The organism is Microbispora sp. H10885 (assembly GCF_014161415.1).
In the GTDB taxonomy this organism is placed as follows: Bacteria; Actinomycetota; Actinomycetes; order Streptosporangiales; family Streptosporangiaceae; genus Microbispora; species Microbispora triticiradicis.
Genome location: NZ_JABBWY010000011.1, coordinates 112494 through 137935 on the forward strand (window position 1 = coordinate 112494; position 25442 = coordinate 137935).

Sequence of the window (25442 nt, forward strand, 5' to 3'; positions counted from 1 at the left end):
GTCACCACTCGATGCCCTTCTGGCCCTTCTGCCCGGCGTCCATGGGATGGCGGACCTTGCCCATCTCCGTCACGAGGTCCGCGGCCTCCATCAGCCGGGCGGGCGCGTCGCGTCCGGTGATGACGACGTGCTGGGCCCCCGGGCGTCCGGCCAGCGCCGAGATCACGTCGTCGAGGTCGATCCACCCCCACTTGAGCGGATAGGTGAACTCGTCCAGCACGTAGAACCGGTACGTCTCGGCCGCGAGGTCGCGTTTGATCTGCTCCCAGCCCTCGCGGGCGTCGGCGGCGTGGTCGGCCTCGGTGCCCGGCCGCTGGATCCACGACCAGCCCTCGCCCATCTTGTGCCAGGCGACGGTGCCGCCCTCGCCGCTCGCGCCCAGCACGGTCAGCGCGCGTTCCTCGCCGACCCGCCATTTGGCCGACTTCACGAACTGGAACACCCCGATCGGCCATCCCTGGTTCCAGGCGCGCAACGCCATCCCGAACGCGGCCGTCGACTTCCCCTTGCCCGGCCCCGTGTGCACCATGAGCAGCGGCCTCGTCCGGCGCTGCCGGGTGGTCAGCCCGTCGTCCGGGACGTTCTCCGGCTTCCCCTGCGGCATTTCAGCCCGCCTTCCTTCGCTTCGGCACGAGATCGCCCAGCGACTCCAGCGGGAGCACCCGTGCGCCCAGCCGGAGGGCCAGCGCGCCCGCCAGGCCCAGGCGGACCGGCCCGCTCTCGCAGTCGACGACGACCGAGGTCACCCCCGCGAGCGCGGTGGCCGCGCGGGTCACGTCCCCGCCGGAGGTCGCGCGGCCGTCCGTCACGACGACCAGGAGGGGGCGGCGGTCCGGGTCACGCATCCGCTCCACGCGGAGCACCTCCGCCGCCGTCGCGAGTCCCTCGGCCAGGGGGGTGCGTCCCCCCGTCGGGAGCGAGCGGAGCCGGGCCGCGCCCGCCTCCACCGAGGAGGTCGGGGGGAGCGCCACGGTCGCGCCCCGGCCGCGGAAGACGACCAGGCCCACCTTGTCCCTGCGCTGGTAGGCGTCCAGCAGGAGGCTCAGCACGGCCGTCTTGACAGCCGTCATCCGCCTGCGCGCCCCCATCGAGCCGCTGGCGTCGACGACGAACAGCACGAGGTTGCCTTCGCGGCCCTCGCGGACGGGCTCGCGGAGGTCGTCCCGCCTGAGGACCAGGCCGGGACCGCGTCTGCCCCGGAGGACCTGACGGGGGGCGGCCGCCAGGAGGGTGGCGGGGAGATCGATCGCGCGGGGACCGGCGCCGCCGGGGAGCCGCGCGCCGATCGTGCGGCCATGGCGTCCCCGGCCGCTGGACCTCCGGCCCGCCACGCCCTCGCCCACTCCGGCGACCCTGAGGACGGGTACGCGGAACGGGGTCCCCACCGCCGCCACGTCTTCCGGGGCGGAGCCTTGCGCGTTTTCCGACCGAGGGGTGGGGCTGGCCCCGTCACCGGGAGGGGCGTCGGAGGCGGGACCACCACCACCTTCTCCCGAAATTTCGGGAGATGGGGCGGCGGGGCCGCCGGACCGTGAACCATCAGACTGCGAACCATCAGACTGCGAACCATCGGACTGTGAACCATCGGCTGGAGGGCCGCCGGGGCCGTCAGGGCCCTCCGGCCGCCCGGGCCCCTCACGGTCATCCGGGTCGTCGGGGCCGTCGGGCTCGGTCTGGTCCAGCAGGTCGTCGAGAAGCCGTTCGTCCAGGCCGGGCGCGTCGAACGGATCGCGGCGACGGCGGTGCGGCAACGCCAGCCGGGCCGCCACCCGGACGTCCTCCCGGGTCACCACGTCCCGCCCCTGCCAGGCGGCGTGCGCCACAGCGGCATGAGCGGTGACGAGATCGGCCCGCAGACCGTCCACCTCGAAACCCGCGCAGACGGCCGTGATCTGCCGTAGCCGAGCGTCGGGCAGCCGTACCGCCGGAAGGGCGGCCCGGGCCCGCGCGATCCGCCCGGCGAGCGCGGCCTCCTCCGGAGCCCATCGAGCCGCGAACCCCTCGGGATCGGCGTCAAACGCGAACCGCCGCCGGACGACCTCCGCCCGTTCGCCGGGCTCCCGGGTCGCCCGCACCTCGACGGTCAGCCCGAACCGGTCGAGCAACTGCGGGCGGAGCTCCCCTTCCTCCGGATTCATGGTTCCGACGAGCAGGAAGCGCGCGGCATGCCGTACCGAGACGGTCTCGCGCTCCACGTAGCAGACCCCGAGCGCCGCCGCGTCGAGCAGCAGGTCCACCAGATGGTCGTGCAGGAGGTTCACCTCGTCCACGTACAGGACGCCCCGATGGGCCGCCGCGAGCAGCCCGGGTTCGAAGGCCTTGACCCCTTCGGTCAGCGCTCGCTCCAGGTCCAGCGACCCGGCCAGCCGATCCTCCGAGGCTCCCACCGGAAGCTCCACCAGCGACGCCGGCCGCCGGACCCACGCTGCGTCCGGCTCGTGCGGCCCGTCGGGACACCCCGGATCGGGCGCCGCCGGATCACAGTGGAACCGGCACCCCGCCACCACGGCGACCGGGGGCAACTGCGCGGCCAGCGCGCGGACGATGGTGGATTTCGCGGTGCCCTTCTCCCCGCGTACCAGGACGCCGCCGGCCCGGGGCGAGACCGCGTTCAGCACCAGCGCCAGCTTCAGGTCGTCGAGCCCGACGACGGCGCTGAAGGGATAGGCAGGGTTCACGGTGCGGCCTTCCGGTTGACGTACGTGATCCGCCAGCCGCCGTGCCCGGCGGCCAGTCCGGTGTGGGACAACGGCGCGACGTCGAAGGCCGCGGCCCGTGTCGCGGTCAGGCCGAGCGCGTGCGCGAGCGCGGCCCGGATGGGCCCGGCGTCGCAGACGGCGACCACACGGGCGGCGTCCGCGCGGAGCGACTCCATCCACGCGGCCACCCGTTCGCCCATGCCGGCGAGGCTCTCCCCGCCATGGGGGACCGCCCAAGGGTCGGTCAGCCACGCGCCGAGCCCCGCGGGGTCCGCCGCGGCCACCTCCGCGAACGGCCGGCCCGCCCAGGCCCCGTAATCGGCCTCGGCGAGCGCGCCGGCCACGACGGGTTCCCGGCCTGACGCGGCCCGGGCGGTCGCCACGGCGGCGGGCCACGGCGCGGCGAAGACGAGCGCGTCGCCGGGCACGCCCAGCACGGCGGCCTGTGCCGTGGCCTGGGCGAGTCCCGACGGATCGGGATCCTCGGGCATGGGGAAGCAGGCACGCCGGGCACCGGGCGTACCCGCCTGACGGATGAACAGCACGGCTCAGCCGCGCGGCTGGTGCTCGACGGGGCGAAGGTCGCTCACAAGGGCCTCCTCAGGGATGACGCGTCCCGGCAGACGAGGTCACGGTGGCCAAGCGACCTGGCTCCCGGGGTCCATGCCCCGGATACAGTGGCGCGACCGCACCGGCATCTCACCGGATTTCCCTTGGTCACCGCGAAACCTTCCGGACGGTACCCGTTCCGGACAATCAGCGTCAACAATCTCAGGCCGCGCCGGGCGGCAGGACCCGCAGTCCTGAGGGCGGCCCGCCCGCGATGAGCGCGAGCAACGCGGCGGTGTCGACGTTCCGCTCGACGAGGTCCCCGAGCGCGTCCAGCCGTGCCTCTCGCAGCGCCGCGAAGGAGACGCCGGGGCCGGCGTGGAACTCGCGTCCCGCCGCCCGCGCCACCTCACCGAGGAACGCCCGCCGGAACCCGTCGTTCTCCAGCGCTCCGTGCCAGGTGGTGCCCCACACGTTCCCCACCCGGCAGCCGTCGAGGAACTCCTCGCCGGCATCGCGCGTCACGATCCCGTGGTGGATCTCGTACGCCTCCACGGGATGCCCGTACGCCTCACCGCTCGGCCGCCCGAGCGTCTTCTCGGCGGCGAACACGACGTCGGCCGGGAGCAGTCCCAGCCCGGCGACCGTGCCGGCACCCGACTCGACCTGGTCGGTGATGGTACGGGCGAGCATCTGGTAGCCCCCGCAGACGCCGAGCACCGGTCCCGTTCTCCCGGCGACGACATCGGCGATCCCGGTCTCCCGCAACCAGGCGAGGTCGCTCACGGTGGCCCGCGAACCGGGCAGGACCAGCAGGTCGGCCTCCGCGCACTCGGCCGGGGACGTGGCGAACGTGACCACGACCCCCGGCTCGGCGGCCAGCGCGTCCACATCGGTGAAGTTCGAGATCCGCGGATACCGCACGACCGTCACCCGCAGCGCACCACCGGCCGCCGCCGCGCCCCGTGGCCGGGTGTCGAGCGGCCGCGTGTCGAGCGACAGGGAGTCCTCGACGTCCATCCAGAGCCCGTCGAGCCAGGGCAGCACGCCGTAGACGCGACGCCCGGTCAGTCCCTCGATCATGTCCAGCCCGGGCGCGAGCAGCTCTCGCGCGCCCCGGAACTTGTTCACGATGAAGCCGGAGATGTGCGCCTGGTCGGCGGCGTCCAGCAGCGCGACCGTGCCGTACATGTGCGCGAAGACCCCGCCGCGGTCGATGTCTCCGACCACGACCACCGGCAGCCCGGCCGCCCGGGCCAAGCCCATGTTCGCGATGTCCCCGGCCCGGAGGTTGATCTCGGCCGGAGAGCCCGCGCCTTCGCAGACCACCACGTCGAACTCGCGGGCCAGCCGCCGGTACGACTCGACGGCGACGGCCCGCAGCTCATCCCGCCGGGCCCCGTACTCCATGGCGTCCACGTCGGCGACGGGCCGGCCGCGTACGACGACCTGGCTACGCCGATCGCTGCCCGGCTTGAGCAGGATCGGGTTCATGTCGGCCGTCGGCTCCAGCCCGCAGGCGGCCGCCTGCACGGCCTGCGCCCGCCCGATCTCCGCGCCGTCGGCGGTCACGTAGGAGTTGAGCGACATGTTCTGCGCCTTGAACGGCGCGACCCGCACGCCCCGCCGGGCCAGCCACCGGCAGATCCCGGCGGTGACCACGCTCTTCCCGGCATCCGACGTGGTCCCCGCGACCAGCAGTCCACCCTTCACAAGCCGGACAGCATACGGCCGGGGGACCGTACGGGAAATTCCGGTCAGGGCACGACGAGCGCGTTCGCCCCCAGGAGGACCTTGATGTCGCCGGCGAACGCGCCGTTGTTGATGTTCACCGCGTAGTCGGGCAGCTCCACGACGTTGATCTTCCGGTTGAGCCGCTCCACGCGCAGCCGGACGGGGGTCTCGCCGGGGTGGACGGTCAGGATCCGCTTGAGCTCGTGGACGAGCTCCCTGTTGACACGCTCCTCGCGGAGGGCGATCACGATGGGTTCGCGGCCGTCGTCCTGGATGCCGGAGATGTCGAGGAACGTGATGTCGGTGGCGTTGAAGGAGATCGTCGCCTCGTCGCCGTCGCCGCGTGAGCGGATCCGGCCGGTGACGGCGACGACCAGGTCGGGGGCGAGGTTGGTGCCGTACAGCTGGTAGGTCTGCGGGAAGCAGGGCACCTCGATGGAGCCGTCGTGGTCCTCGATCTTGAGGATGGCCCAGACGTCGCCCTTCTTGGTGACCTTCTTGTCGACGCCCGAGATGATGCCGGCGATGCGGACGTTCCCCGCCCCGGCCTGACCGTCCAGCACCTGGGCGATGGTCAGGTCCCGGTTGCGTTCGAGGATGCGTTCGGCGCCGTTGAGCGGGTGATCGGAGACGTAGAGGCCGAGCATCTCCCGTTCGAAGGACAACTTCGTCTTCTTGTCCCATTCCCCTTCGGGAACGGAGATGTGGAAGACGCTGCCCGCCCCGCTGTCGTCGTCGAACGCGCCGAACAGCGAGTCCTGGCCGAGGGCCTCCTTGCGCTTGACGTCGATCACGGCGTCCACGGCCTGGTCGTGGATCTGGATCAGCCCCTGGCGGGTGTGCCCGAGGCCGTCGAACGCTCCGGCCTTGATCAGGGATTCAATGGTGCGCTTGTTGCAGACGACCTGGGGGACCTTGGTCAGGAAGTCGTTGAAGTCGGTGTAGGCGCCCTTCTCGCGGCGCGCGGAGATGATGCCCTTGATGGCGTTCTCCCCGACGTTCTGGATCGCGCCCAGTCCGAAGCGGACGTCCTCCCCGACGGCGGAGAAGCGCAGGCCCGACTCGTTGACGTCGGGCGGCAGGACCTTGAGCTTCATCCGGCGGCACTCGGCCAGGTAGAGGGCCATGCGGTCCTTGTTCGTGCCGACCGAGGTCAGCAGGGCGGCCATGTACTCGGCCGGGTAGTTGGCCTTGAGGTAGGCCGTCCAGTAGGAGACGAGTCCGTAGCCGGCGGTGTGGGACTTGTTGAAGCCGTAGGAGCTGAACGGCTCCAGCACGTCCCAGACGGCCTTCGCCGCTTCCTCGGTGTAGCCCTTGGCGACCATGCCGGAGGAGAAGGTGGCCCATTGCTTGTCCATCTCCTCCTTCTTCTTCTTGCCCATCGCCCGGCGCAGGATGTCGGCGCCACCGAGGGTGTAGCCGGCCAGCTGCTGGGCGATGGCCATGACCTGCTCCTGGTAGACCACCAGGTGGTAGGTGGTGCCGAGGATCGGGTCGAGCACTTCCTTGAGCGAGGGGTGGATCGGGGTGATCTCCTGCTGCCCGGCCTTGCGCAGCGCGTAGTTGACGTGCGCGTTCGCCCCCATCGGGCCGGGGCGGCCCAGGGCCAGGATGGACGAGATGTCCTCGAACCGGGTCGGGGCGATCAGCTTGGTGAGATCCCGCATCATCGAGCTGTCGAGCTGGAACACGCCGAGCGTGTCGCCGCGCGCCAGCAGCTCGTAGGTCTTCTTGTCGTCCAGCGCGAGGCTGAGCATGTCCAGGTCGAGGCCGCGGTTGTCCTTCACGTTCTGCACCGCGTCGCCGATGACGGTCAGGTTCCGCAGGCCCAGGAAGTCCATCTTCAGGGCGCCCATGGACTCGGAGCTGGGCCCGTCGAAGCCGGTGATGCGGGCGCCGTCGTCGGGGCGCATGAAGATCGGCATGACGTCGATCAGCGGCTGCGACGACAGGATGACGCCCGCCGCGTGGACGCCGGTGCCCCGGGTCAGTCCTTCGAGGCCGAGCGCGGTGTCGATGACCTGCTTGACGTCGGAGTCTTCCTCGTAGAGCTTCCGCAGCTCGGTCGCCTCGGCGAACCGGGGGTGCTTCTCGTCGAAGATGCCGGTGAGCGGGATCTCCTTGCCCATGACGGCCGGCGGGAACGCCTTGGTGATCTTCTCGCCCACCGGGAAGGGGTAGCCCAGGACGCGAGCCGCGTCCTTGACCGCCGCCTTCGATTTGATCGTCATGTAGGTGATGATCAGCGAGACGTTGTCCTCGCCATACTTCTCCGTGACATAACGGATCATGTCACCGCGCCTACGCTCGTCGAAGTCGAGGTCGACGTCGGGCATGGAGATGCGCTCGGGGTTCAGGAACCGCTCGAACAGCAGGGAGTGCTCGATGGGGTCGAGCTCGGTGATCCCGGTCACGTAGGCCACCATCGACCCGGTGGCCGATCCGCGGCCCGGGCCGAGCCAGATGCCGCTCTCCCGGGCGTAGCGGCAGATGTCCGCGACGACGAGGAAGTAGCCGGGAAAGCCCATGCCCTCGATGACGCCGAGCTCGTACTCGATGCGCTCCAGCACCTCGGCCGGCACGGGGTCGCCGTAGCGTCGCACCGCGCCGCTGTGCGCCTCCTTGCGCAGCCAGCTCATCTCGGTCTCCCCTTCGGGGACCGGGAACTTGGCCGCGAGGTCGCGGTGGGCGAACACCTCGTCGTACGGCTCGACCCGCTCGGCGATCAGCAGCGTGTTCTTGCAGCCCTCGGCCCACAGGTCGGAGCCCGGGTCGAGCGCCCACATCTCCTCGGCGGTGCGCACGTAGTAGCCGTTGCCGGAGAAGCGGAACCGGCTGGGATCGCTGAGCAGGGAGTTCGTGCCGACGCAGAGCAGCGCGTCGTGGGCCTTGGACTGGTCCTCGGTGACGTAGTGGGAGTCGTTGGTGACCAGGGGCGGGATGCCGAGGGTCTTGCCGATCCGCAGCAGGTCCTCGCGGACCCCCGTCTCGATCGGGATCCCCCCGTGGTCCATGATCTCCAGGAAGTAGTTGTCCCGCCCGAAGATCTCCTGGTACTTGGCGGCGTGTTCCAGCGCCTTGTCGTACTGCCCGAGCCGGAGCCGCGTCTGCACCGCGCCGGACGGGCAGCCCGTGGTGGCGACGATCCCCTCGTGGTACTGCTCGAACAGGTCGTCGTCCATGCGGGGGTACTTCTTCATGTGGCCTTCGAGGGAGGCCAGCGACGAGATCCTGAACAGGTTCCGCAGACCCTGGGCGTTGACCGCCCACATCGTCTTGTGCAGATAGGTGCCGCTGGCCGACACGTCACCGCCGAGGCCGGTGCGCTCGTCGGACTTGCGCTGGTGGGGCTCTCCCCAGAACACCGGCTGCTTGTAGTGGCGGGATTCGGGGCTGACGTACCCCTCGATGCCGATGATCGGCTTGACCCCGGCCGACTTCATCTTCGACTGGAACTCGTAGGCGCCGAACATGTTGCCGTGGTCGCTCATCGCGATCGCGGGCATGCCCAGCTCTGCCGCCCGCTGGGCCAGCTTGCCGATCTTCGCCGCTCCGTCCAGCATGGAGTACTCGGTGTGAACATGCAGGTGAACGAACGAATCAGCCACTGGTGATCTCTGGCCTTTCGTGGAGGGGCGAGCAGAGCTCCAACTCTATCGAGAGCCCGAAGGGGCTGTCGTGGCTCATCTCGAAACGAGTGATCCCTGGTGCTGGAGAACCGTCAGGAGCGTCGTGCGGGGGGTTCCGAGCCTCCCTCGGGGACGTGGCCGGGGACGGATCCGAGCTTGTCGGGGTTGCTGACCACGTAGATGTCGCGCACCTGCTCCCCGCCGGATTCGAGATCGAGCACCATCACCGCGAGGGGCGCGTCCTCGGCGAAGACCACCACCGAGGGATCGCCGTTGACCTGGTGATACCGGACGTCCACGCCGCCGCGCGCGTTGGCCACCACCACTCGGGCGACCTTGTCGCGGCCGCGGACCGGCCGCGGCCCGCCCACCGCCGACCTGCCTCCGCCGTCGGGCCACAGGACGACGTCGGGCGCGAGCATCTCCATCAGCGCGGGCAGGTCACCGCCGAACGCCGCCGCGACGAAGCGCTCGGTCACCTCCCGGTGCGTACGCCGGTCGACCCGGGCGCGCGGGCGCCGCGCCCGCACGTGTTCGCGCGCCCGATGGGCGATCTGCCGGATCGCGGCCGGGCCGCGATCGAGCATGGCGGCGATCTCGGTGTGCCGGTAGGCGAACACCTCGTGCAGGACGAACACGGCCCGCTCCAGCGGGGTGAGCGTCTCCAGGACCACCAGCAGCGCGATCGACACCGACTCCCCGCGTACGGTGGGCTCGGCGGCGTCGGGACCGGTGACCAGCGGTTCCGGCAGCCACGGGCCCAGGTAGGTCTCCTTGCGCCGGCGCAACGCGTTCTGGTGGGCGAGGGCCTGGTTGACCGCGACCCGCACCAGGTACGCCCGGGGGTTGGCGATGCCGGTCACGTCTCGTGCCGCCCACGCCAGCCAGGTCTCCTGGAGCACGTCCTCGGTGTCGCCGACCGTGCCGAGCATGTTGTAGACGATGGAGAACAGCAACTCGCGGTGGCCGGCGAACGCCTCGGCCGCGGGGGTTTCGCCCATCATGCGACTCCTCGCCGGGACAGGTGCAGCACGAGAGCGGGATCGAGCGCCAGTGTGGCGACCGCCAGGACGAGGAACACGACCGCCAGGAAGAACTGGGGGGAGAAGTCGCGGACGCGCAGATGGGTGTAGAGGGCGCAGACGAAGTAGAGGACGAGGCCCGCGGCGGCGGCCGTGCCGACGAGGGGCACGCCGAGCAGCCCGAGCGCGAGTCCCAGCGCGCCCAGGGCCTTGAGCGCGCCGATCGGCCAGACCAGCCACGACTCCGGCACGCCGGCTCGGGCGAGCGCGGGGCCGAGGGTACGCATGATCGGCGCGAGCCGGGTCATGGCCGCGACCCCGGAGAACGTGTTGAAGGCGATGGTCACCAGAGCGGTGACGACATAGGCGGTCGGCATCGAAGGCTCATTCGTGGCGACGAGCCGCCGGACGACGGCTCGCCCACTGTACGCGTACGGGAACGGTCATGACTCCTGAGAGGACCGGCGGGGGGCAAGTGTGACGTCCCGGCCGGAACACGGGACGGTGCTGCCTGAAGGGCCGCGAGAACGGCCCGATCCAGGGATGCCGGAAGGGCCGCGGAGAAGGCCCGATCCGCGCCGTGAGCGCGGGTCAGGAAAAATCTTGAAAAATCTTCTGGACGTGTGTCGAAACCGGCCCGGCTCGTTCGCAGCGTGTCCAGAGGGCCGGACGGGCCGGCCCCGCCGACACGAGGTGACGACCACCATGACCCAGATCGCTTTCTCCCGGCCGGTCTCCGCCCAGCGCCTGCTCCTCGGCTGCGGCGTCGTCGCCGGTCCTTCGTACGTGACCGTCGCCATGGCCCAGGCGCTCACCCGGGAGGGATTCGACCTGGCCCGCCATCCGTGGAGCTACCTCGCCAACGGCGATCTCGGCTGGATCCAGACGGCCAACTTCGTCCTCACCGGCCTGGCCACGATCGCCGCCGCCGTCGGCCTGCGCCGCGCCCTGGCGCCCGGACGGGCAGCCCGGTGGGCGCCGATCCTGGTCGGCGTGTTCGGCGCGAGCATGATCGGCGCGGCGATCTTCCCCGCCGACCCCGCCATGGGCTTCCCCGCCGGCACTCCGGAGGGGCCGGGAGCCGTCACCCTCTCGGGGACCCTGCACATGGCGGTCGGGGGCGTCGGGTTCCTGTGCATGGCGGCGGCCTGCCACGTCGTCGCCTCGCGGCAGGCCCGTGAGGGTCGCGGCGGCAGCGCCCTGCACTCCCGTGTCACGGGCATCCTGTTCCTCGGCTCGTTCGCCGGCATCGCGGCCGGCGGCGCCGCCGCCTGGACGAACCTGATGTTCGTCGCCGGCATCGTGGCGGTCTGGACCTGGCTGTCGCTGGTGTCGCTGGACCTGTCCCGCGAAGCCGCCTGACCTTCCACCCTCAATTTTCTAGAGAAAGGCAGTTCACGATGCGATACCTGGTCACCCTCAAGGTCGCCGCCCAGCCCGACGGGCCGCCGCCGGCCGACCTCATGGAGGCCATCGTCAAACTCGGCCAGGAGGCCACCGAGGCCGGGACCCTGCTCGACACCAGCGGCCTGGCGGGCAGCGCCGAGGGGGCGAGAGTCGAGGTCGCCGGCGGCCGGCTGGTCGTCAGCGACGGGCCGTTCGCCGAGGCCAAGGAGCTGATCAGCTACGCGCTGTACGAGGTGCGGAGCAAGGAGGAGGCCGTGGAATGGGCCACCCGCTTCCTGAAGCTGCACCGCGACCTGTGGCCTGGATGGGAGGGCGAGGCGGACGTGCTGCGGCTGTTCGGGCCCGAGGACTTCGCCGCACCCGCCTGAACTGTCCCTGTCCCCGCACCTGTCTCCGTACCCGGCCGCGGACGTCGCTCCGCGGCCGGATGCGGTATGCAGGACGCATGACGTCACCTGATCCGCACCGGGCGGTGGAGGCGGTGTGGCGGATCGAGTCCGCCCGCGTCATCGCCGCCCTGGCCCGCATGGTGAACGACATCGGGCTGGCCGAGGAGCTGGCGCAGGACGCGCTGGTGGCCGCGCTCGAAGAGTGGCCCCGTAAGGGAGTGCCGGACAATCCGGGGGCCTGGCTGACGCTCACCGCGAAGCACCGGGCCCTCGACCGGTTCCGCCGTCGCGACATCTACCAGCGCAAGCTGCGGGAGATCGGCCGGGACATGGAGCTCCGCCAGGAGTCGGCGGAAGCCGAGCTCGACGACGCCCTCGACGACCACATCGGCGACGACCTGCTCCGCCTGATCTTCACCGCCTGCCATCCAGCGCTCCCCGCCGAAGGCCGGCTCGCGCTCACCCTCCGCCTGCTCGGCGGCCTGTCCACCGCCGAGATCGCCCGCGCCTTCCTCGTGCCCGAGCCCACGGTCGGGCAGCGCATCTCCCGCGCGAAGCGCACGCTCGCCGACAAGAAGATCCCGATCGAGCTGCCGCCGCCCGCCGAGCTCCCGGCGCGGCTGGCCTCCCTCCTGGAGGTCGTCTACCTGATCTTCAACGAGGGGTACGCCGCGACCTCCGGCGACGACTGGATCCGCCCGTCGCTGTGCCAGGAGGCCATGCGCCTCGGGCGTGTCCTGGCCGGCCTGATGCCCGCCGAACCCGAGGTGCACGGCCTGCTCGCGCTCATGGAACTTCAGGCGTCGCGCATTCCGGCCAGAACCGCCCCCGACGGCGCGCCCGTCCTCCTGCTCGACCAGGACCGGGGCCGCTGGGACCGGCTCCTGGTGCGCCGCGGCCTGGAGGCGCTGCGCCGCGCCGAGGAACTGGGCACGCTCGGGCCGTACGGGCTGCAGGCGGCCATCGCCGCGTGCCACGCCCGCGCGCTCACCCCGCAGGCCACCGACTGGGAACGCATCGCCGCCCTCTACCGGCTGCTGGCCCACCTCACCCCGTCGCCCGTCGTCGAGCTGAACCGGGCGGTCGCGGTCGGCATGGCGTACGGGCCCGCGCGCGGCCTGGAGATCGCCGACGGCCTCAGGGGCGAGCACGCCCTGCGCGGGTACGCGCACCTGCCCGCTGTACGCGGGGATCTGCTGGCCAGGCTCGGCCGGTCCGAGGAGGCGGCCGCCGAGTTCCGCCGCGCCGCCGAGCTGACCCGGAACGCACGCGAGCGCGACCTGTTCCTCGGCCGCGCCACCGCCCTCTCGGCCTGACCCGCTCCACAGGGACGTTCCGAGGCCCGGTCACGACCTGCGACGTCGTGATGGGGGCGGACTCACAGGGCGCGGTGCATGATGTGCAGACCCACGTAGCCGCGCACGGGGTGGCGGAAACCCTCCGGCAAGGTGCCCAGCACCTCGAATCCGAGCGAACGGTACAGTCCCACCGCGCGCACGTTGGTCTCCACGACCGCGTTGAACTGCATGGCCCGGAAGCCGGCCGCCCGCGCCCAATCCACCGCGTACTCGCCGAGCGCACGGCCCACTCCCCGCCCCTCGTGAGCCGGGTCGACCATGAAACTGGCACTGGCGATGTGTCCGGCGTTGCCCATGTGGTTGCGGTTCATCTTGGCCGTGCCCAGAATCGTGCCGGAGTCGTCCACGGCGACCACCGTGCGGTTCGGCTCGGGCAACAGCCACCAGTCGCGCCCCTCCTCCCTCCCCAAATCCACGGGATAAGTGAAGGTTTCCCCCGCGGCCACGATGCGGTGGAAGAAGGGCCAAATGGCAGGCCAGTCGGACGTGTGGGCCTCTCTGATCAGCATTCTCCGTGGTTCCCCCTGATCGCCCTGACTGGGCACACAGCCGGTGTAAAGCCCGGCACCTCTACCGCACGGCTTCGCGGTCGCCCGCTCCCCGCCACCGGCCTGAGGATAAACCGATCGGTGTCAAGCCGGCTCCGGAAAAGGAGTGGGGGGCACGGGCATGGGGCCGGGCCGGTTCCCGGCGGTTTCCCGCCGGGAATCGACCGGGTAGGAGGCGACTCAGTTCCAGAGGGACGCGTTGCCGAAGTTGGCGGGCTCGGTCTCGCCCGCCGCTCCGGCCGTGTCGCTGGTCGTGATCGTGATGGTGGCGTCGGGCAGGCCCGAGGACCTCGCCGTGATGGTGGTCGTGCCGGCGTAGTAGGACCGGAACTCGATCGCCGCCTTCCCGTTGAAGGCCGAGACGTTCGGCGTGAAGGTGTACGACTTGCCGCCGGGCAGGATTCCCGGACCGCTGGTGACGGTCAGCGTGACGGCGCGGGTGTCGTTGACCCAGGCGCCCGACGAGTTCCGCATCGTCACCACGAGCTGGGTGTCCGTGGTGCCGTCGTCAGTGATGGTCGTCGGCGAGTACCTCCCCGCCTCCAGCGTCATCCGGGCCGCCGTCCCGCTCGCGGCCTGTTCGCGGGCCACCTGCGCAGGGTCGGCGATGTTGGTGAGGCCCGACCATCGCGACTTGTTGGCCCGGTACCAGTACCACTGGTCCTTCGGCAGCCGGTAGTAGTCGATCATGCCCATGCGGGCGAAGGCGGCGCTCATGATCGTGCCGTGGTCGAAGGCCGCCCAGATGGCCAGCCCGGCGCTTCCGGTGGTGAGCTTGAACCTGGTGCCGTCGGACGGATCCGCGACGTCGCCGTACGTCGGGTTGTACGTACCGGGCCGGTCGGAGGTGTACGACCCGTACTCCGAGACGACGTTCGGCATCCACGTGTTGGTGATCTTCCCGCCGTCACCGTTGTAGCCGGCGACGTCACTGACCGAGAGCTGGTCGAGCGAGCTGCGTTGCACGCCGCCCAGCCCCGCCTTGCGCGTCGGGTCGAGCTGGTGCGCGTAGTCGCGCATCCTGCTCACCAGCGCCTTGGCGTTGTTCAGGGTGGATGAGGACGTGAAGAACACCTCGTTGCCCATCGACCAGTTGATGATCGAGGGGTGGTTGCGGTTGACCCGGATCATGTCGCGGAGGCCGTCCATGGCGCTCTGTTCGAAGGCCGCCTGGTTGGCCGCCTTCTGCGGGTAGCCGTCCGCCTGGTAGTCGTTGACGGTTCCGGTCGGCGTGGGCTCCTTGCCGGCGGTCGCGGTCGCCCAGAAGGTGGCCTCGGACCAGAGCATGACGCCGAGCCTGTCCGTGGAGTCCGCGAAGGACGGGTCGTGCGGATAGTGCGAGCCCCGGATGAAGTTCATGCCGGCCTCACGGATGTAGCGGACGTCGCGGTCGAAACCCGAGTTGGTGACGGCGTTGCTCCAGCCACCGTGGTCCTGGTGCGCGTCCGCCCCGACGAGCAGCGTCTTGACACCGTTGAGGTAGAAGCCGTCCACCTTCCACTGCGCGCTGCGGAAGCCGAACGTGGTGTCGTAGCCGTCGACGACGGTGCCGTCGTTCACCGCCCCGTCCGGAGTGTGGTCGACCACCAGAGAGGTGGTCACGGTGTAGAGCGCCGGGTTGTTCGGCGCCCAGAGATCGAGGCCCTGCAGCATGGCGGAGGTGTTCGAGAGCGGTCCGCTCAGCGCGTCGAGCGTCGTGGTGGTCGCGGCGCCGAGCGTCCGTACGGGCGAGTCGAACGTCGCCAGCACACCGACCGACCCCTGCTTGCGCACCTCCTGGCGGGCGTACACGTCGACCGCGGCGGAACCGTCGTTGCGGACCTCCGTCTGCGTTCTGACGTTCGAGCGGCGGGCGGCGATGTTCGCGCGCAGGTCGGTCTCGCTCGGGTACTGCGACAGGTCGATGTTCCTGTAGTACGCGGCGTTGCTCGTGTCCCAGGCCGGGTTGGTGAGCGCGGGCGTGGTGACGGAGCTGCCGTACCACGTCACGTGGACGTTGTCGGTGACGTTCAGGTAGACGTCGCGGTAGAGGCCGCCGCTGAACTGGTGGTCACCCGTCCGTGGGGCGAGGTCCGGCTGCCAGCGGTTGTCCACGCGTACCGATATCACGTTGTCGCCGGTCCGGAGCGCGCCGGTGATGTCGAAGGCGAAGCCCGTGTAGCCGCCCCGATGCGTGCCTGTCTTGGTTCCGTTGACCCACACGTCGGTGATGGCGAAGGCGCCCTCGGACTCGAGTTCGACGCGCCTGCCGGCCCAGGACGAGGGAACGGTGAAGTGCTTGCGATACCAGCCCAGACCCACGTAGAAGTTCTGCCCGCCGGTGGAGCCGCCCACGTTGTACGGGGCGTCGAAGTCGTGGGGCAACGCCACGGGGACCCATCTGGAGTCGTCGAAGTCGGTGTTCTGGGCGCCGGACGCGTCCGAACGCTTGAACCGCCATCCCCGGTCAAAGTTGATCTTCTGTCGTGAGTTCGAGCCGGGCGGCGGGCTGCTCGACGGCGACACGCTGGGCGACGCGGACGGTGAAACACTGGGCGACGCAGATGGCGACGGGCTGGGTGACGGCGACGGGCTGGGGCTGCCTCCGGCGGTGCTCCACTTCTGGTTGGCCTGGCCGCTGCAGGTCCAGAGGATGACCGCGGTCCCGTTGGCCGTGCCGTTGCCGTTCACGTCCAGGCACAGCCCCGACTGCACGCCGGTGACCGACCCGTCGGCGTTCTGCCGCCACTTCTGGTTGTTCTGCCCGCTGCACGACCAGATGATCACTTTCGTGCCCGGCGAGGTCCCTCCGGCGTTGGCGTCCACGCACCGCGTACCGTTGAACGTCCGGAGCTCACCGGCCGAGGTGAACTCGAACGCCTGGTTGGCCTGACCGTTGCAGTCCCAGATCTGCAGGGCGGTGCCCGTCGCGTCGGTGTTTCCCGCCACATCCAGGCATCGGCCCGAGGCGGCGCTGACCAGCGAGGACGCCGCCGCCGACGCCGGCGCCACCCATGGCGGCACGGCCGCCAGCACCGCCGCCAGCGCGGCGGCCATCACGGCGAGTAATGCCTTCCTGCGTAAGTCTCGGGGGGATTGCAACGATCCTCCTGGGGGGTGCGAGCTTGGCCGCGGTGGCGGCCGAGCAGCGGCGTCGCCTCGATCGTGTGAGCGCTAACATCCGAGGTCAGGGGCGGCCTCGCACTCCGAGAAGTCCTTGCGGCTGCCGGAGCGTTGTCGATGTCGAGGCGGATCGTTTCCTGGTCGCGAAGCTATTCAGCGCGGTCACGTCCGTCAATACACCCGATCAGTTCGCCTTCCGGAACTCTGGTGTCACCGCTACGTCGAGATCGGAATCCGCAGATGAATCCCCAGGTCGCGCCTGGATTCACGGTACAGGGGGTGCGCCGGGATGGCGGAGACCTCGGATGTACCGTTCAGTGAATGATCGGCTACTCGAAGCGGGACGGCACCAGGCTGATTGGCTGCCCGGCTGTTCAAGACATCGGGCCACCGCTTCGACCGGCTCCGATCAGTCGCACACGCGTCGCCTGACCGCACGCGAGCGACGGTACGGCGGCCGCGCCGGTCAGGGCCGGTCGCCCTGGGGGGAGGAGCGCAGCTCGACGCAGCACTCTCCCGGCCGGGGCACCAGGACGGCCTGCACCTTCGCGGCCTCCAGGCCGGTGAGCACGCCGTCGAGGAAGGCGTGGTTGATCCCGCAGACCAGTTCGGGGGCCCGCGCCGCGAGCGGATGGAACGGGCAGTTGCGCAGCCGTACGCAGGTGGCGGACTCCCGGCTGGGCTCGAAGCCGTGCCGCGACAGCAGGGCTTCGAGCAGCGTGAGGGCGCGTTCCGCGCCGAGCCTGCCGGGCTTGGCCCGGGCGCGTTCCGAGGCGCCGAGCTCTTCGCCGCGCCGGCCGGCCACCCGGACCGCCGACTGACGGGCGCTCTCGCCTTCGCCCTCCGCGAGGACGGCATCCATGAGGATGCCGGCCAGCACCTCGTGCCGCCGTTCGGGGATCGTGACGCGGATGTCGGTCTCGGCCGGCTCGTAGACCTTCGGCGTGCGGCCGACCTTGCGGATGCCGCCCACCGGCTCGTAACGGGCGCGCAGCAGCCCGGCGTCCACCAGTTTGTCCAGGTGGAAGGCGGCCAGCTTGCGGGAGATCCCGACCGAGGCGGCGGCCTCGTCACGGGTCACCGGGCGGCGCGCCCTGCGGATGTAGGCGTACATGCCCCGGCGCAGCACGTCGTCGAGCGCGGCCACCGCCGTGATCGCGGGATCGGTCGTCACCCGGTCACGATAACGCCCGCGACTGCGGTCGGAAAACCTCAAGCCCTTCAGTTCGCGGAGTCTCTTGACCACCGGAGCGAATAAGACCAACATTTGTTGGCGTAACTAGCGGACGCATGCGGAGGTCGACGATGGCCGATGGAGCACTGCACGAGGCGAAACGACCGGTCAGCCCGGTCCTGGCCGGGCCGTATGGTCATCCGTTCCATCCGATGCTGGTCACGGTGCCCATCGGGGCCTGGGTGGCGAGCATGGTCTTCGACCTCGCCTCCAGGTTCGCGCCCGATCCGGGCTTCCTCGCCGAGGGCTCGAAGTGGCTGATCGCCATCGGCGTGCTCGGCGCGCTGGCCGCGGCGTCGGTCGGCTTCCTCGACCTGTTCGCCATCCCGGCCGGCACGCCGGCGTTCCGCACGGGTCTGCTCCACATGGGCCTGAACCTCGTGATCACCGCCGCGTACGCCGCCGGTTTCCTCTGGCGCCGGGCCGGCGAGGCGGCGGGCCCGGTCGAGCTCGGCCCGCTGCTGCTCTCGGCGGGCGGCCTGGCGCTGCTCGCGATCTCCGGCTACCTGGGCGGCAAGCTCGCCTACCGCTACGGCGTACGGGTGGCCGACGAGGTCACCCAGGCCGGCGGTTTCCGGCGCTGACCCTCATCCACCATCACAGGAGGAGAACTCATCATGGCTGTCGCGGCACTCGTCACCTGGCTGCTCACCGCAGTGGGCGGCTTCGTGATGCTGGGCGTCTGGATCGCCAGAGGCGGCCGGCGTACCAGCCGCTTCTCACCAGGGCTGATCTTCGGTCACTTCGCGCTGGCCGCCGCCGGGCTGGTGGTGTGGATCGTGTACCTGTTCGCCGGCATCGACGCTCTGGCGTGGGTCGCGCTGGTCCTGCTGGTGCCGGTCGCGCTGCTGGGCTTCGCGATGTTCGCCCGGTGGATCCCCGCCTACCGCTCCCGTACGGCGGTGGCCGGCGGGCCCGGCGCCACCGGTACGGCGGGACCGGCCGAGCGGCACTTCCCGGTCGTGATCGTGGCCGGACACGGCCTGCTGGCAGTGGTCACCGTGGTCCTGGTGCTGCTGACCGCGCTCGGCATGAGCGGCGGCTGACCGCGCTCTGGCACCCGGATGATCGACGAGCCGTGCGACGCGTGGACCTGGCCGCCGCCGAGCGGCGGCGGACCGTCATCGTGCCCGAGCGGTCCGACCCCAGCCGTGCCGTGGCCCTGCTGAGGGGGAGCCCCCCGGAGGCTCAGTCTCGGATGAGCACGTGCTCTCCGTTCCCGTGCACGCGCATCAGTTCTTCGAGGAGGGATCCCTTCGTAAGGGTGTGCGGCCCGTCGATCGGGCCGAGATTCGGCCCGGCCGCGCGGATCGCGGCGAGCCACCGCGGGTCCGACACGCCGGCGGCGCTCACGGCCTCGCACCACTGATCGAACTCCAGCACGTCGGCGGCGCCGATGCCGATCGCGTGGGCCAGTCGCTCAAGGTCGTAGATGTCATCGACGATGATCTGTTTCGTCGGTTCCGGGTGCGCGAGTCCGGTGACGACCCTGTCGACCACGGTCCGGACATCGCAGACCGGCAGGCCGCCGACGAGCCGGGGCAACGCGCCGATCTTCCGCGCGTGCCGGAGCAGCTGGAAGTACTTGTCGTTGCGGAGGAAGCCCCCTTCCTGGGGGCCGTGGCCGTACACCAGCGACATCCGGTGCACGTCGACCGCGCAACCTGCCCTGGTCAGCTCGTCCAGATACATCTCGCACAGCAGTTTCGACTGCGAATACGGCTCGGGGACCGCCGCGACACGCTCCACAGTCACCGGGTCGAACAGCGCTCCGCTCGAAGCGGCGGAGAGGAACGCGAACTTGCCGGCCCCCGCGGAGGACGCCGCGAGGGCCACCCGCTTCGTCGCGGCGACGTTCGTCGCGACCTGCCGTTCCAGCGGAAGGAGGTGGTTGACCTCGTATCCGCAGTGGATGACCGCGCCGAAGTCGAGTTCTCCGTTCTCCGCCGCTCTTCCGAGTTCCTCGAACGTGACGACGTCGACGGTCCGGTAGTCCTCGCTTCCGCGCCCCCACCGCTTGGCGTGTACCGCCGGCAGCGCTTCCGGAACGCCGGTGGTGGCGACGTAGACGTGGTCGAAGACATCGAGCGCGCGGTCGAGCACACGTCCGCCCACGAAACCGGACGCGCCGGTGATCAGTACGCGTCGCCGATCGCCCTCCGCTCCGGCCCGGCGCGTGACCAACGCCACATGCCAGGCGTCGAGCTCCTTCTCGGCGGCACGCACCACGGACGCGACGGTGCTGCTCCCCGGATCCCGGCCTCCGTTGAGCGCCGCGACGAAACCGTTGACGGTGAAGTCGTAGTCAAGCGCTTCCAACGCCGCCTGAACGACCTCCTCGCCGTAGTACTCGCCAAGCCGCACCTGAAGGGAGACGAGCGTCAGAGACCCGCCGCCCGCGTCGTAGACGGACGCGTCGGGATCGAGTGCCTGTCCGAGCAGCTCTTCGGCGATCCCTCGGACCCGATCGAAGTCGGTCACATCCGGTTCGGTGACCACGTCCGGGGAGAGCCTCCGGCCGTGCTCGTCACCGATCAAGCAGGCTATGGCGTTCTTGTCTGCCTTTCCACCCACCGTCAGAGGCATGGCGTCAAGCCGCACGACGAGATCGGGGAGCTCCCACATGGGCGCGAGCCGGCGCAGACGCGCCATGATCTCCGCTTCGCCGGGTCCGTCGACATGGGCGAGGACGAGGCGCCCGCCCGCGACGAGTACCACGACACGGAAGCCGAGTCCCTGGGAGAAACGGGTCTCGAGGCCGGTCAGGTTGACCCGGTGACCCAGACGTTTGATCTGGTCGTCCGTACGGCCGATGTAGGAAAGCCGCCCGTTCGCGTAGGAGACGAGGTCTCCGGTGTGGTACGCGGGAGCGTCGTCGATGGTGCGGAACCGGCTCGCCGTCGCTTCGCCGTCCCCGTGGTAGCCGAGGGCCACGCCTGGACCGACGATGACGAGCTCTCCCGTGCCGGAATCGGCGTACCGCCCGGTCTCCGCGTCGAAGATCCGCAGGCCGTACCCGTCGATCGGGGTACCGATGTCACCGACGTGCTCGATCACTTCGGCGATGGAGAAGCACACGGTCCCCTCGGTGGGGCCGTAGGCGTTCAACACCCTGGCGTGCTTGAGCGCCCTTTCGCACTCCGGCTCGGTCAGCGCCTCGCCGGCGAAGACGACGGTGGAGAGCGTGCGGACGGCCTCGGGGGCCAGTCTGGCGTACACCGAAGGGGGCAGCGTGGCGAGGTCGCACTGGCGCGCGAGCAGGCAGTCGTTCACCGCGCCCAGCCAGGAGCGATCCGTACGGTCGGGGACGACGATCGTGGCCCCCGCGTAGAGCGTGGCCACCAGTTCCGAGATCGAGGCGTCGAACGCGAGAGAGGAGAACTGGAGGACCCGCAGACCGGGGCGCAGGCCGAACGCCGCGGTCTGGGCCCGGCAGAGCGGTTCGAGCCCGCGGTGGCCGACGTCGACCAGTTTCGGTTCTCCGGTGGAGCCCGAGGTGAAGATCGAGTAGGCGATCGGTTCCCGGGTGTCCTCAAGCGTCGGCGCCTCAGGCGCGTCGGCCGCGATCCGCTCCAGCGGACCCGCGACGATCACCTCGGCGTCGGTCAGCCGGCGCAGGGTGCCGGCGAGCTCCTCGTCGAAGCACACGACGACGGCCGGCTTGGCGCAGCGGATCTCCTGGCTGAGCCGGTCGACGGGGGAAAGAGCATGAACCGGTGTGTATATCAGCCCGGATCTCAATGTGGCGATCGCCCAGACGACGCTGGCGAGGCTGTGGTCTCCCACGATGACGGCCCGCTGTCCCGGCCGGGCGCTGCGGCTCAACCGGGCGATGACGCGCTGGGACAGCAGGTGCAGATCCGTGTAGTCGTAGGTCACGTTCCCGCTGGTCAGAGCAGGAAGGCCAGGATGGCGCCACAGCGCTTGCTCGATGATCTCAGACATGCGCAACATCTACTTGGCAAGCCTTTCACATGTGTGTCCGGTGATCCGAGAGATTGAGTGGCCTCGGAAGCTCCCTGTTCGAGCCGCAACCTGAGCCGGCCGTCGCCGTTGAATCGATGAGTATTCGGGCCTCGGCCTTTCGGCAGGACCACAGGAATTTGGTCACTTCACGTGCAGAAGGGCGGTGACCAGGTTCAGCCAGGAGGAGCCGGTCGGGGTGAAGTGGAGGCGGAAGCGCGGGTGGGCCGGCCTCCAACATTGTTCGCATGGCGGTGTTGAAAACGTAGCAGGATCGGCCGATACACGTAAGAGCTGAACGACGGGGATCCCGCGTGCGTTGACAGCTCCGAAACCGGCTGCCTAGTGTCACGTGAAGTTGTCCGGCTGGAGAATGAGGGAAGGCCAGTGGAATACGCCCTGCGCGGCGGTGCGCCTCCCACCCTTCGGGAGATTCACCGATTTTCCTCTCAGTTGAACCTCGAATGCGATATCAATCATCGCGCGGCTTACCTGGGTGATGTCCGGGGCGATCCCATGGCGCTGCGGTTCGAATTCCTCGCCATGATCAGGCGAACGGGTGTCACCCGCGCCCTCGCGTATGCACTGGATATCCCCGAGGAATCGGTGACGACAGGGTTCGAGGTCGGCCGGCACCCTTTGCCGGACGATCCGGACCTGATCGCGGAAGCTGCGACGTCCTATCACAATGCGCATCCGCTGGCCCTCAACGAGGTGCTGCGTGTCCGGCTCCAGCTCGTCGAGGGCGGAAAGTCCCTGCTCTTCTGCAAGCTGAATCATCTCTCCACCGACGCACGGGACGCGGCGGAACTCTTCGCCGGGATACGCGGTTACTTCGGCCGCCGGACCGCGATGTCCTCCGGAGGCTTCTCTGAGACGCCGGAATACCACCGGCGCTTCGACGACCTGCCGCGCGCCGACCTCGATGCGGTCGAGAAGGCGCTGGGCGAGGTGGCGACACCCGGGATCCGCGGGATCCCACTGATCGCCGGGGCGCGGACCCGCCAATTCGCGCTCCGGGACGGCCTGACCTTCGACGAGGTCCTGGCGTCGGTCGCCCGGGCGCTGGCGCCGTGGGCCGGAAGCCAGGTGGTGCTCCACTATCCGTACACGCACAGGACGTTCCGCGCCGCGCCGGGGCCGTTCGTGGAGATCAAACCGCTCATCGTCGACGTGGCCGCACTGGAGAGCGACGGACCGCCCGGCCTGCGCCGCCGGCGACAGGTTCTGGAGAGTTCCGGCCGCTTCGACGCCAGCGAGCTGACCGGATTCAACGCGGAACTCAAGCGGCGCAGGGTCCCACGCGTCATCGTGTCGGACACCACGCTTTTCCGTCCGGAGGGTACGGAATGGCAGTGGGTGCCCACAAGAAGCGCGCGCACGTATGACGACCTGAAATTCTACGTGGACCGCACCCCGGGCCATGGTCTGGCTCGGGTCCAGTACAAAGAGGGGTTTCTCGGATCCGGCGTACTGGAGGACGTCGTCGCGCGGGTCCAAGCGGGAATCGGATGTGCGTCAGGAAGCGATCGGCGTCCCTAGCTCTTCGGTGACAGGTCATGCAGGAGGTGGAGTCGTGAATATCTTCCTTTCCGGGCAGGGAGGGTTCGCCACCGCGATGGCGGAGGCGCTTCAGGCCGATCGGCATCAGATCGTCGGTGTCTCCTCGCCGCCCCTGAAGGCGCGCCACGGGGACGAGGACAACCCCCTGGCCTGGGACAGGCTGCGCTCCTGGGCGTGTCCCCGGCGTGTTCCGTGGGTCCCGGCCGCGTTGCTCCGTGCGCATCAGATTCCGGAGCACACGGACGTCGTTCTCGCCGCGCATTCGCACGCGTTCATCGGGCGGGCGACCCGGGCCCGGGCGAGGGTGGCCAGTCTCGGGTACCACCCGAGCCTCCTGCCGCTGCACAGAGGCAGGGACGCGATCAGGTGGACCATACGGGACGGCGACCGGGTGAGCGGTGGCACGGTCTACCACCTCACGGAACGGACGGATGCCGGCCCCATCGCGGCTCAGGAGCACGTTCTGGTGCCGCCGGGCGTCGATGCGCAGTACCTGTGGCGGGAACTGCTCGCCCCGCTCGGCATCCGGCTGGTTCTGCGAACCCTGCGCGACCTCGAACGGGGGGTGCGCATCGAGGTTCCGCAGGACGAGGCGCTCGCCACCTGGGAGCCGGCGATGGACGCCCTGCCCTTGTTCAAACCCGAACTCGGCGCTCTCACCGCCGCGTCCTCCGCCCAGGTCATCAGTGATCGCTGGGCACTGGTCGACCACGGCGCCCGCCCTGCGGACTGACGAGACGAGGACGCGTCCGATCGTGTCTCCGGCCCGCATCACCTGGCAGCGCCGCGCGGCCGTGAGGCCAGCGTAATTCTTCGGCGGAGGACCGGGAAGCTCTGTGGACGCCCGCAGGGCCCGACCGGGGGCCTCTCGTACGCACGGTGGCGGCGGGAGGCGATGAAACCGCTCTCCCCTTCGTCAAACAGGTCACTTGACGGATGGTCAACGATCTTATTACGCTTTCGACGCGGCATGATCAATATGGGAAATCTCCATATCGCTCATGCGGGCATGCAAAGACAGTATCACGTCTTGCGCGGGGGTATATCTGCTCGTGGTCACTAAAAAACAGGAAGCCCAGCAGAAACAGAGCGCCTTGGCCCGGAATCTTCTTTCCGACGCTTGTTCGACCTTCGTGGTTCCCATCTCCGCGCTTCTCCCGGCCGATTCACCCAGATTAGCCGGAGAAAGCGCCGAACACACGCGTATGCTCGCTGAATCCGAGGCTGAATTCCCCCCGATCATCGTCCACCGGCCGAGCATGCGGGTGATCGACGGTATGCACCGGCTCCAGGCGGCCGTGCTGCGGGGCTCCGAGACCATCGAAGTGCGGTTCGTCGAGGACGGGGAGGGCCACGATCTGTTCGTCCTGGCGGTGGCGGCGAACATCAAGCACGGTCTGCCGCTCACCCGGGCCGACCGTCAAGCCGCTGCCGAACGCATCGTCTGCTCCCATCCGCAGTGGTCGGACCGCGCCATCGCGCGGGCGACCGGCATCGCCACCAAGACGGTGTCCGCGATCCGGGCACGTCTCGCGGACCGGATCCCCGAAACGCGGGGCAGGATCGGACGGGACGGCAGACTGAGGCCACTCGACGGGACCGAGGGACGCATCCTGGCCGGTGAGATCCTGCGCGCGGATCCGGACGCCTCGATCAGGCGGGTGGCGAAAGAGGCGGGAATCTCCGTTGGCACCGCGTTCGACGTGCGCAGACGCCTCATGAGCGGAGAGGACCCCGCGCCGGCCGCTCTGGGCGGCGAGTGCGAGGAGCCACCGGCCGGGTCGCCGGTCCAGGAGGAGGCCGCGGCGCAGGACGTGTCCCGTGGCACGTCGTCGCCGGCACGGCGCCGGGCCCAGGGCAGGCGCGCGGCTCAAGAGGCGTCGGACATCCTGAAGATGCTGATGAAAGACCCCTCTCTTCGGTACACGGATTCCGGCCGCGTCCTGCTGCGCCGGTTGTCCAGCCTCGGAATCGGCATCCTCGAGTGGGAGGACAAGGTCGAGGCGGTGCCCAAGCACTGCGCACACGCCGTCGCCGACTACGCACGCCAGGTCGCCGACTCCTGGATGCAGTTCGCGGAGCAGTTGGAGTCGAGCGCGCCAGGCGCCTGAGAGACCGAAAGTTTCGGCGTTCAACCGAAAGCTGTTGCCAGTTGAACGCTCTGCCCGAGGCGGCGACCAAGGCCGCGCCGGGCGTGGAACGCGTCCAGGGTGACCCGGCGCCGGCCACCTCCTGTCCAGGAGTC

Annotated in this window: 19 protein-coding genes and 1 riboswitch; of the genes, 8 read left to right on the forward strand and 11 right to left on the reverse strand. The window is 70.0% G+C overall.

All coding sequences use genetic code 11. The features are described 5' to 3' along the window. Position 1 precedes the first annotated feature (1 nt). From cobO to HHX37_RS27675, 7 genes are all read right to left on the reverse strand, one after another. Complete coding sequence (gene cobO / locus HHX37_RS35930; protein ID WP_220503209.1) at positions 2-604, reverse strand: cob(I)yrinic acid a,c-diamide adenosyltransferase; 603 nt, start codon at positions 602-604, stop codon at positions 2-4. Position 605: 1 nt separating this feature from the next. Continuing rightward, positions 606-2678, reverse strand: a complete 2073-nt coding sequence (locus HHX37_RS27650) for a VWA domain-containing protein (protein WP_182887338.1) — start codon at positions 2676-2678, stop codon at positions 606-608. After that, entirely contained in the window at positions 2675-3244 is a 570-nt protein-coding gene (locus HHX37_RS27655) for a histidine phosphatase family protein (protein WP_182887339.1), read from the reverse strand. Before HHX37_RS27655 ends, HHX37_RS27650 begins: the two co-directional genes overlap by 4 nt. A 46-nt stretch (positions 3245-3290) precedes the next feature. Continuing rightward, positions 3291-3438, reverse strand: a riboswitch (adenosylcobalamin (AdoCbl) riboswitch). Positions 3439-3470: 32 nt separating this feature from the next. Continuing rightward, positions 3471-4961, reverse strand: a complete 1491-nt coding sequence (locus HHX37_RS27660) for a cobyric acid synthase (RefSeq protein WP_182882315.1) — start codon at positions 4959-4961, stop codon at positions 3471-3473. A gap of 44 nt (positions 4962-5005) precedes the next feature. Next, positions 5006-8590 (reverse strand): DNA polymerase III subunit alpha, encoded by a 3585-nt coding sequence (dnaE, locus tag HHX37_RS27665; protein ID WP_182882314.1) that lies wholly within the window; start codon positions 8588-8590, stop codon positions 5006-5008. A 113-nt stretch (positions 8591-8703) separates the two neighbouring features. After that, positions 8704-9615, reverse strand: coding sequence for an RNA polymerase sigma factor SigJ (gene sigJ / locus HHX37_RS27670; RefSeq protein WP_182887340.1), 912 nt, complete (start codon positions 9613-9615; stop codon positions 8704-8706). Next, positions 9612-10010 (reverse strand): DoxX family protein, encoded by a 399-nt coding sequence (locus HHX37_RS27675; RefSeq protein WP_182882312.1) that lies wholly within the window; start codon positions 10008-10010, stop codon positions 9612-9614. Before HHX37_RS27675 ends, sigJ begins: the two co-directional genes overlap by 4 nt. 328 nt (positions 10011-10338) lie before the next feature. Between HHX37_RS27675 and HHX37_RS27680 the strand changes: the two genes are divergently transcribed. The 3 genes from HHX37_RS27680 to HHX37_RS27690 all read left to right on the forward strand — a co-directional run bounded on the left by HHX37_RS27680 (position 10339) and on the right by HHX37_RS27690 (position 12745). Further along, positions 10339-10995: a DUF998 domain-containing protein gene (locus HHX37_RS27680; protein WP_182887341.1), complete on the forward strand. Its 657-nt coding sequence runs from the start codon at positions 10339-10341 to the stop codon at positions 10993-10995. A 38-nt stretch (positions 10996-11033) separates the two neighbouring features. Further along, positions 11034-11408: a YciI family protein gene (locus tag HHX37_RS27685; RefSeq protein ID WP_182875052.1), complete on the forward strand. Its 375-nt coding sequence runs from the start codon at positions 11034-11036 to the stop codon at positions 11406-11408. 77 nt (positions 11409-11485) lie between these two features. Further along, positions 11486-12745, forward strand: coding sequence for an RNA polymerase sigma factor (locus HHX37_RS27690; RefSeq protein ID WP_182887342.1), 1260 nt, complete (start codon positions 11486-11488; stop codon positions 12743-12745). 62 nt (positions 12746-12807) lie between these two features. On the opposite strand, the gene HHX37_RS27695 is transcribed toward HHX37_RS27690, so the two are convergent. The 3 genes from HHX37_RS27695 to HHX37_RS27705 all read right to left on the reverse strand — a co-directional run bounded on the left by HHX37_RS27695 (position 12808) and on the right by HHX37_RS27705 (position 17611). Then, the gene (locus HHX37_RS27695; RefSeq protein ID WP_182887343.1) at positions 12808-13296 is read right to left on the reverse strand and encodes a GNAT family N-acetyltransferase; all 489 of its coding nucleotides are present in this window, start codon (positions 13294-13296) and stop codon (positions 12808-12810) included. Positions 13297-13515: 219 nt separating this feature from the next. Then, a complete protein-coding gene (locus HHX37_RS27700) occupies positions 13516-16416 on the reverse strand; it encodes a lectin (protein ID WP_182887344.1) in 2901 nt (966 codons plus the stop codon). Between the two features lie 487 nt (positions 16417-16903). Next, the gene (locus HHX37_RS27705) at positions 16904-17611 is read right to left on the reverse strand and encodes a helix-turn-helix transcriptional regulator (protein ID WP_220503210.1); all 708 of its coding nucleotides are present in this window, start codon (positions 17609-17611) and stop codon (positions 16904-16906) included. Between the two features lie 131 nt (positions 17612-17742). Between HHX37_RS27705 and HHX37_RS27710 the strand changes: the two genes are divergently transcribed. After that, on the forward strand, positions 17743-18255 hold the full coding sequence (locus tag HHX37_RS27710) for a DUF2231 domain-containing protein (RefSeq protein WP_182882307.1): 513 nt from the start codon (positions 17743-17745) through the stop codon (positions 18253-18255). A 33-nt stretch (positions 18256-18288) separates the two neighbouring features. Further along, entirely contained in the window at positions 18289-18717 is a 429-nt protein-coding gene (locus HHX37_RS27715; protein WP_182887346.1) for a hypothetical protein, read from the forward strand. Between the two features lie 142 nt (positions 18718-18859). Here HHX37_RS27715 and HHX37_RS27720 read toward each other — a convergent pair whose 3' ends face one another. Continuing rightward, positions 18860-21616: an AMP-binding protein gene (locus HHX37_RS27720; protein WP_182887347.1), complete on the reverse strand. Its 2757-nt coding sequence runs from the start codon at positions 21614-21616 to the stop codon at positions 18860-18862. A 405-nt stretch (positions 21617-22021) separates the two neighbouring features. On the opposite strand from HHX37_RS27720, the gene HHX37_RS27725 reads away from it, so the two are divergent. The 3 genes from HHX37_RS27725 (at position 22022) to HHX37_RS27735 (ending at position 25308) form a co-directional block, all read left to right on the forward strand. Continuing rightward, complete coding sequence (locus tag HHX37_RS27725; protein ID WP_182887348.1) at positions 22022-23176, forward strand: hypothetical protein; 1155 nt, start codon at positions 22022-22024, stop codon at positions 23174-23176. 34 nt (positions 23177-23210) lie between these two features. Then, positions 23211-23930 (forward strand): formyltransferase family protein, encoded by a 720-nt coding sequence (locus tag HHX37_RS27730; protein ID WP_208759071.1) that lies wholly within the window; start codon positions 23211-23213, stop codon positions 23928-23930. A gap of 268 nt (positions 23931-24198) precedes the next feature. Next, positions 24199-25308, forward strand: a complete 1110-nt coding sequence (locus HHX37_RS27735; protein ID WP_182887349.1) for a ParB/RepB/Spo0J family partition protein — start codon at positions 24199-24201, stop codon at positions 25306-25308. Positions 25309-25442: the final 134 nt, after the last annotated feature.

What these genes read in the sequence shown, in the direction of transcription:
- cobO (WP_220503209.1), bottom strand. Translation starts at nt 604, where the DNA reads ATGCCGCAGGGGAAGCCGGAGAACGTCCCGGACGACGGGCTGACCACC.
- sigJ (WP_182887340.1), bottom strand. Translation starts at nt 9,615, where the DNA reads ATGATGGGCGAAACCCCCGCGGCCGAGGCGTTCGCCGGCCACCGCGAG.
- HHX37_RS27675 (WP_182882312.1), bottom strand. Translation starts at nt 10,010, where the DNA reads ATGCCGACCGCCTATGTCGTCACCGCTCTGGTGACCATCGCCTTCAAC.
- HHX37_RS27680 (WP_182887341.1), top strand. Translation starts at nt 10,339, where the DNA reads ATGACCCAGATCGCTTTCTCCCGGCCGGTCTCCGCCCAGCGCCTGCTC.
- HHX37_RS27685 (WP_182875052.1), top strand. Translation starts at nt 11,034, where the DNA reads ATGCGATACCTGGTCACCCTCAAGGTCGCCGCCCAGCCCGACGGGCCG.
- HHX37_RS27690 (WP_182887342.1), top strand. Translation starts at nt 11,486, where the DNA reads ATGACGTCACCTGATCCGCACCGGGCGGTGGAGGCGGTGTGGCGGATC.
- HHX37_RS27695 (WP_182887343.1), bottom strand. Translation starts at nt 13,296, where the DNA reads ATGCTGATCAGAGAGGCCCACACGTCCGACTGGCCTGCCATTTGGCCC.
- HHX37_RS27710 (WP_182882307.1), top strand. Translation starts at nt 17,743, where the DNA reads ATGGCCGATGGAGCACTGCACGAGGCGAAACGACCGGTCAGCCCGGTC.
- HHX37_RS27715 (WP_182887346.1), top strand. Translation starts at nt 18,289, where the DNA reads ATGGCTGTCGCGGCACTCGTCACCTGGCTGCTCACCGCAGTGGGCGGC.
- HHX37_RS27720 (WP_182887347.1), bottom strand. Translation starts at nt 21,616, where the DNA reads ATGTCTGAGATCATCGAGCAAGCGCTGTGGCGCCATCCTGGCCTTCCT.
- HHX37_RS27735 (WP_182887349.1), top strand. Translation starts at nt 24,199, where the DNA reads ATGCGGGCATGCAAAGACAGTATCACGTCTTGCGCGGGGGTATATCTG.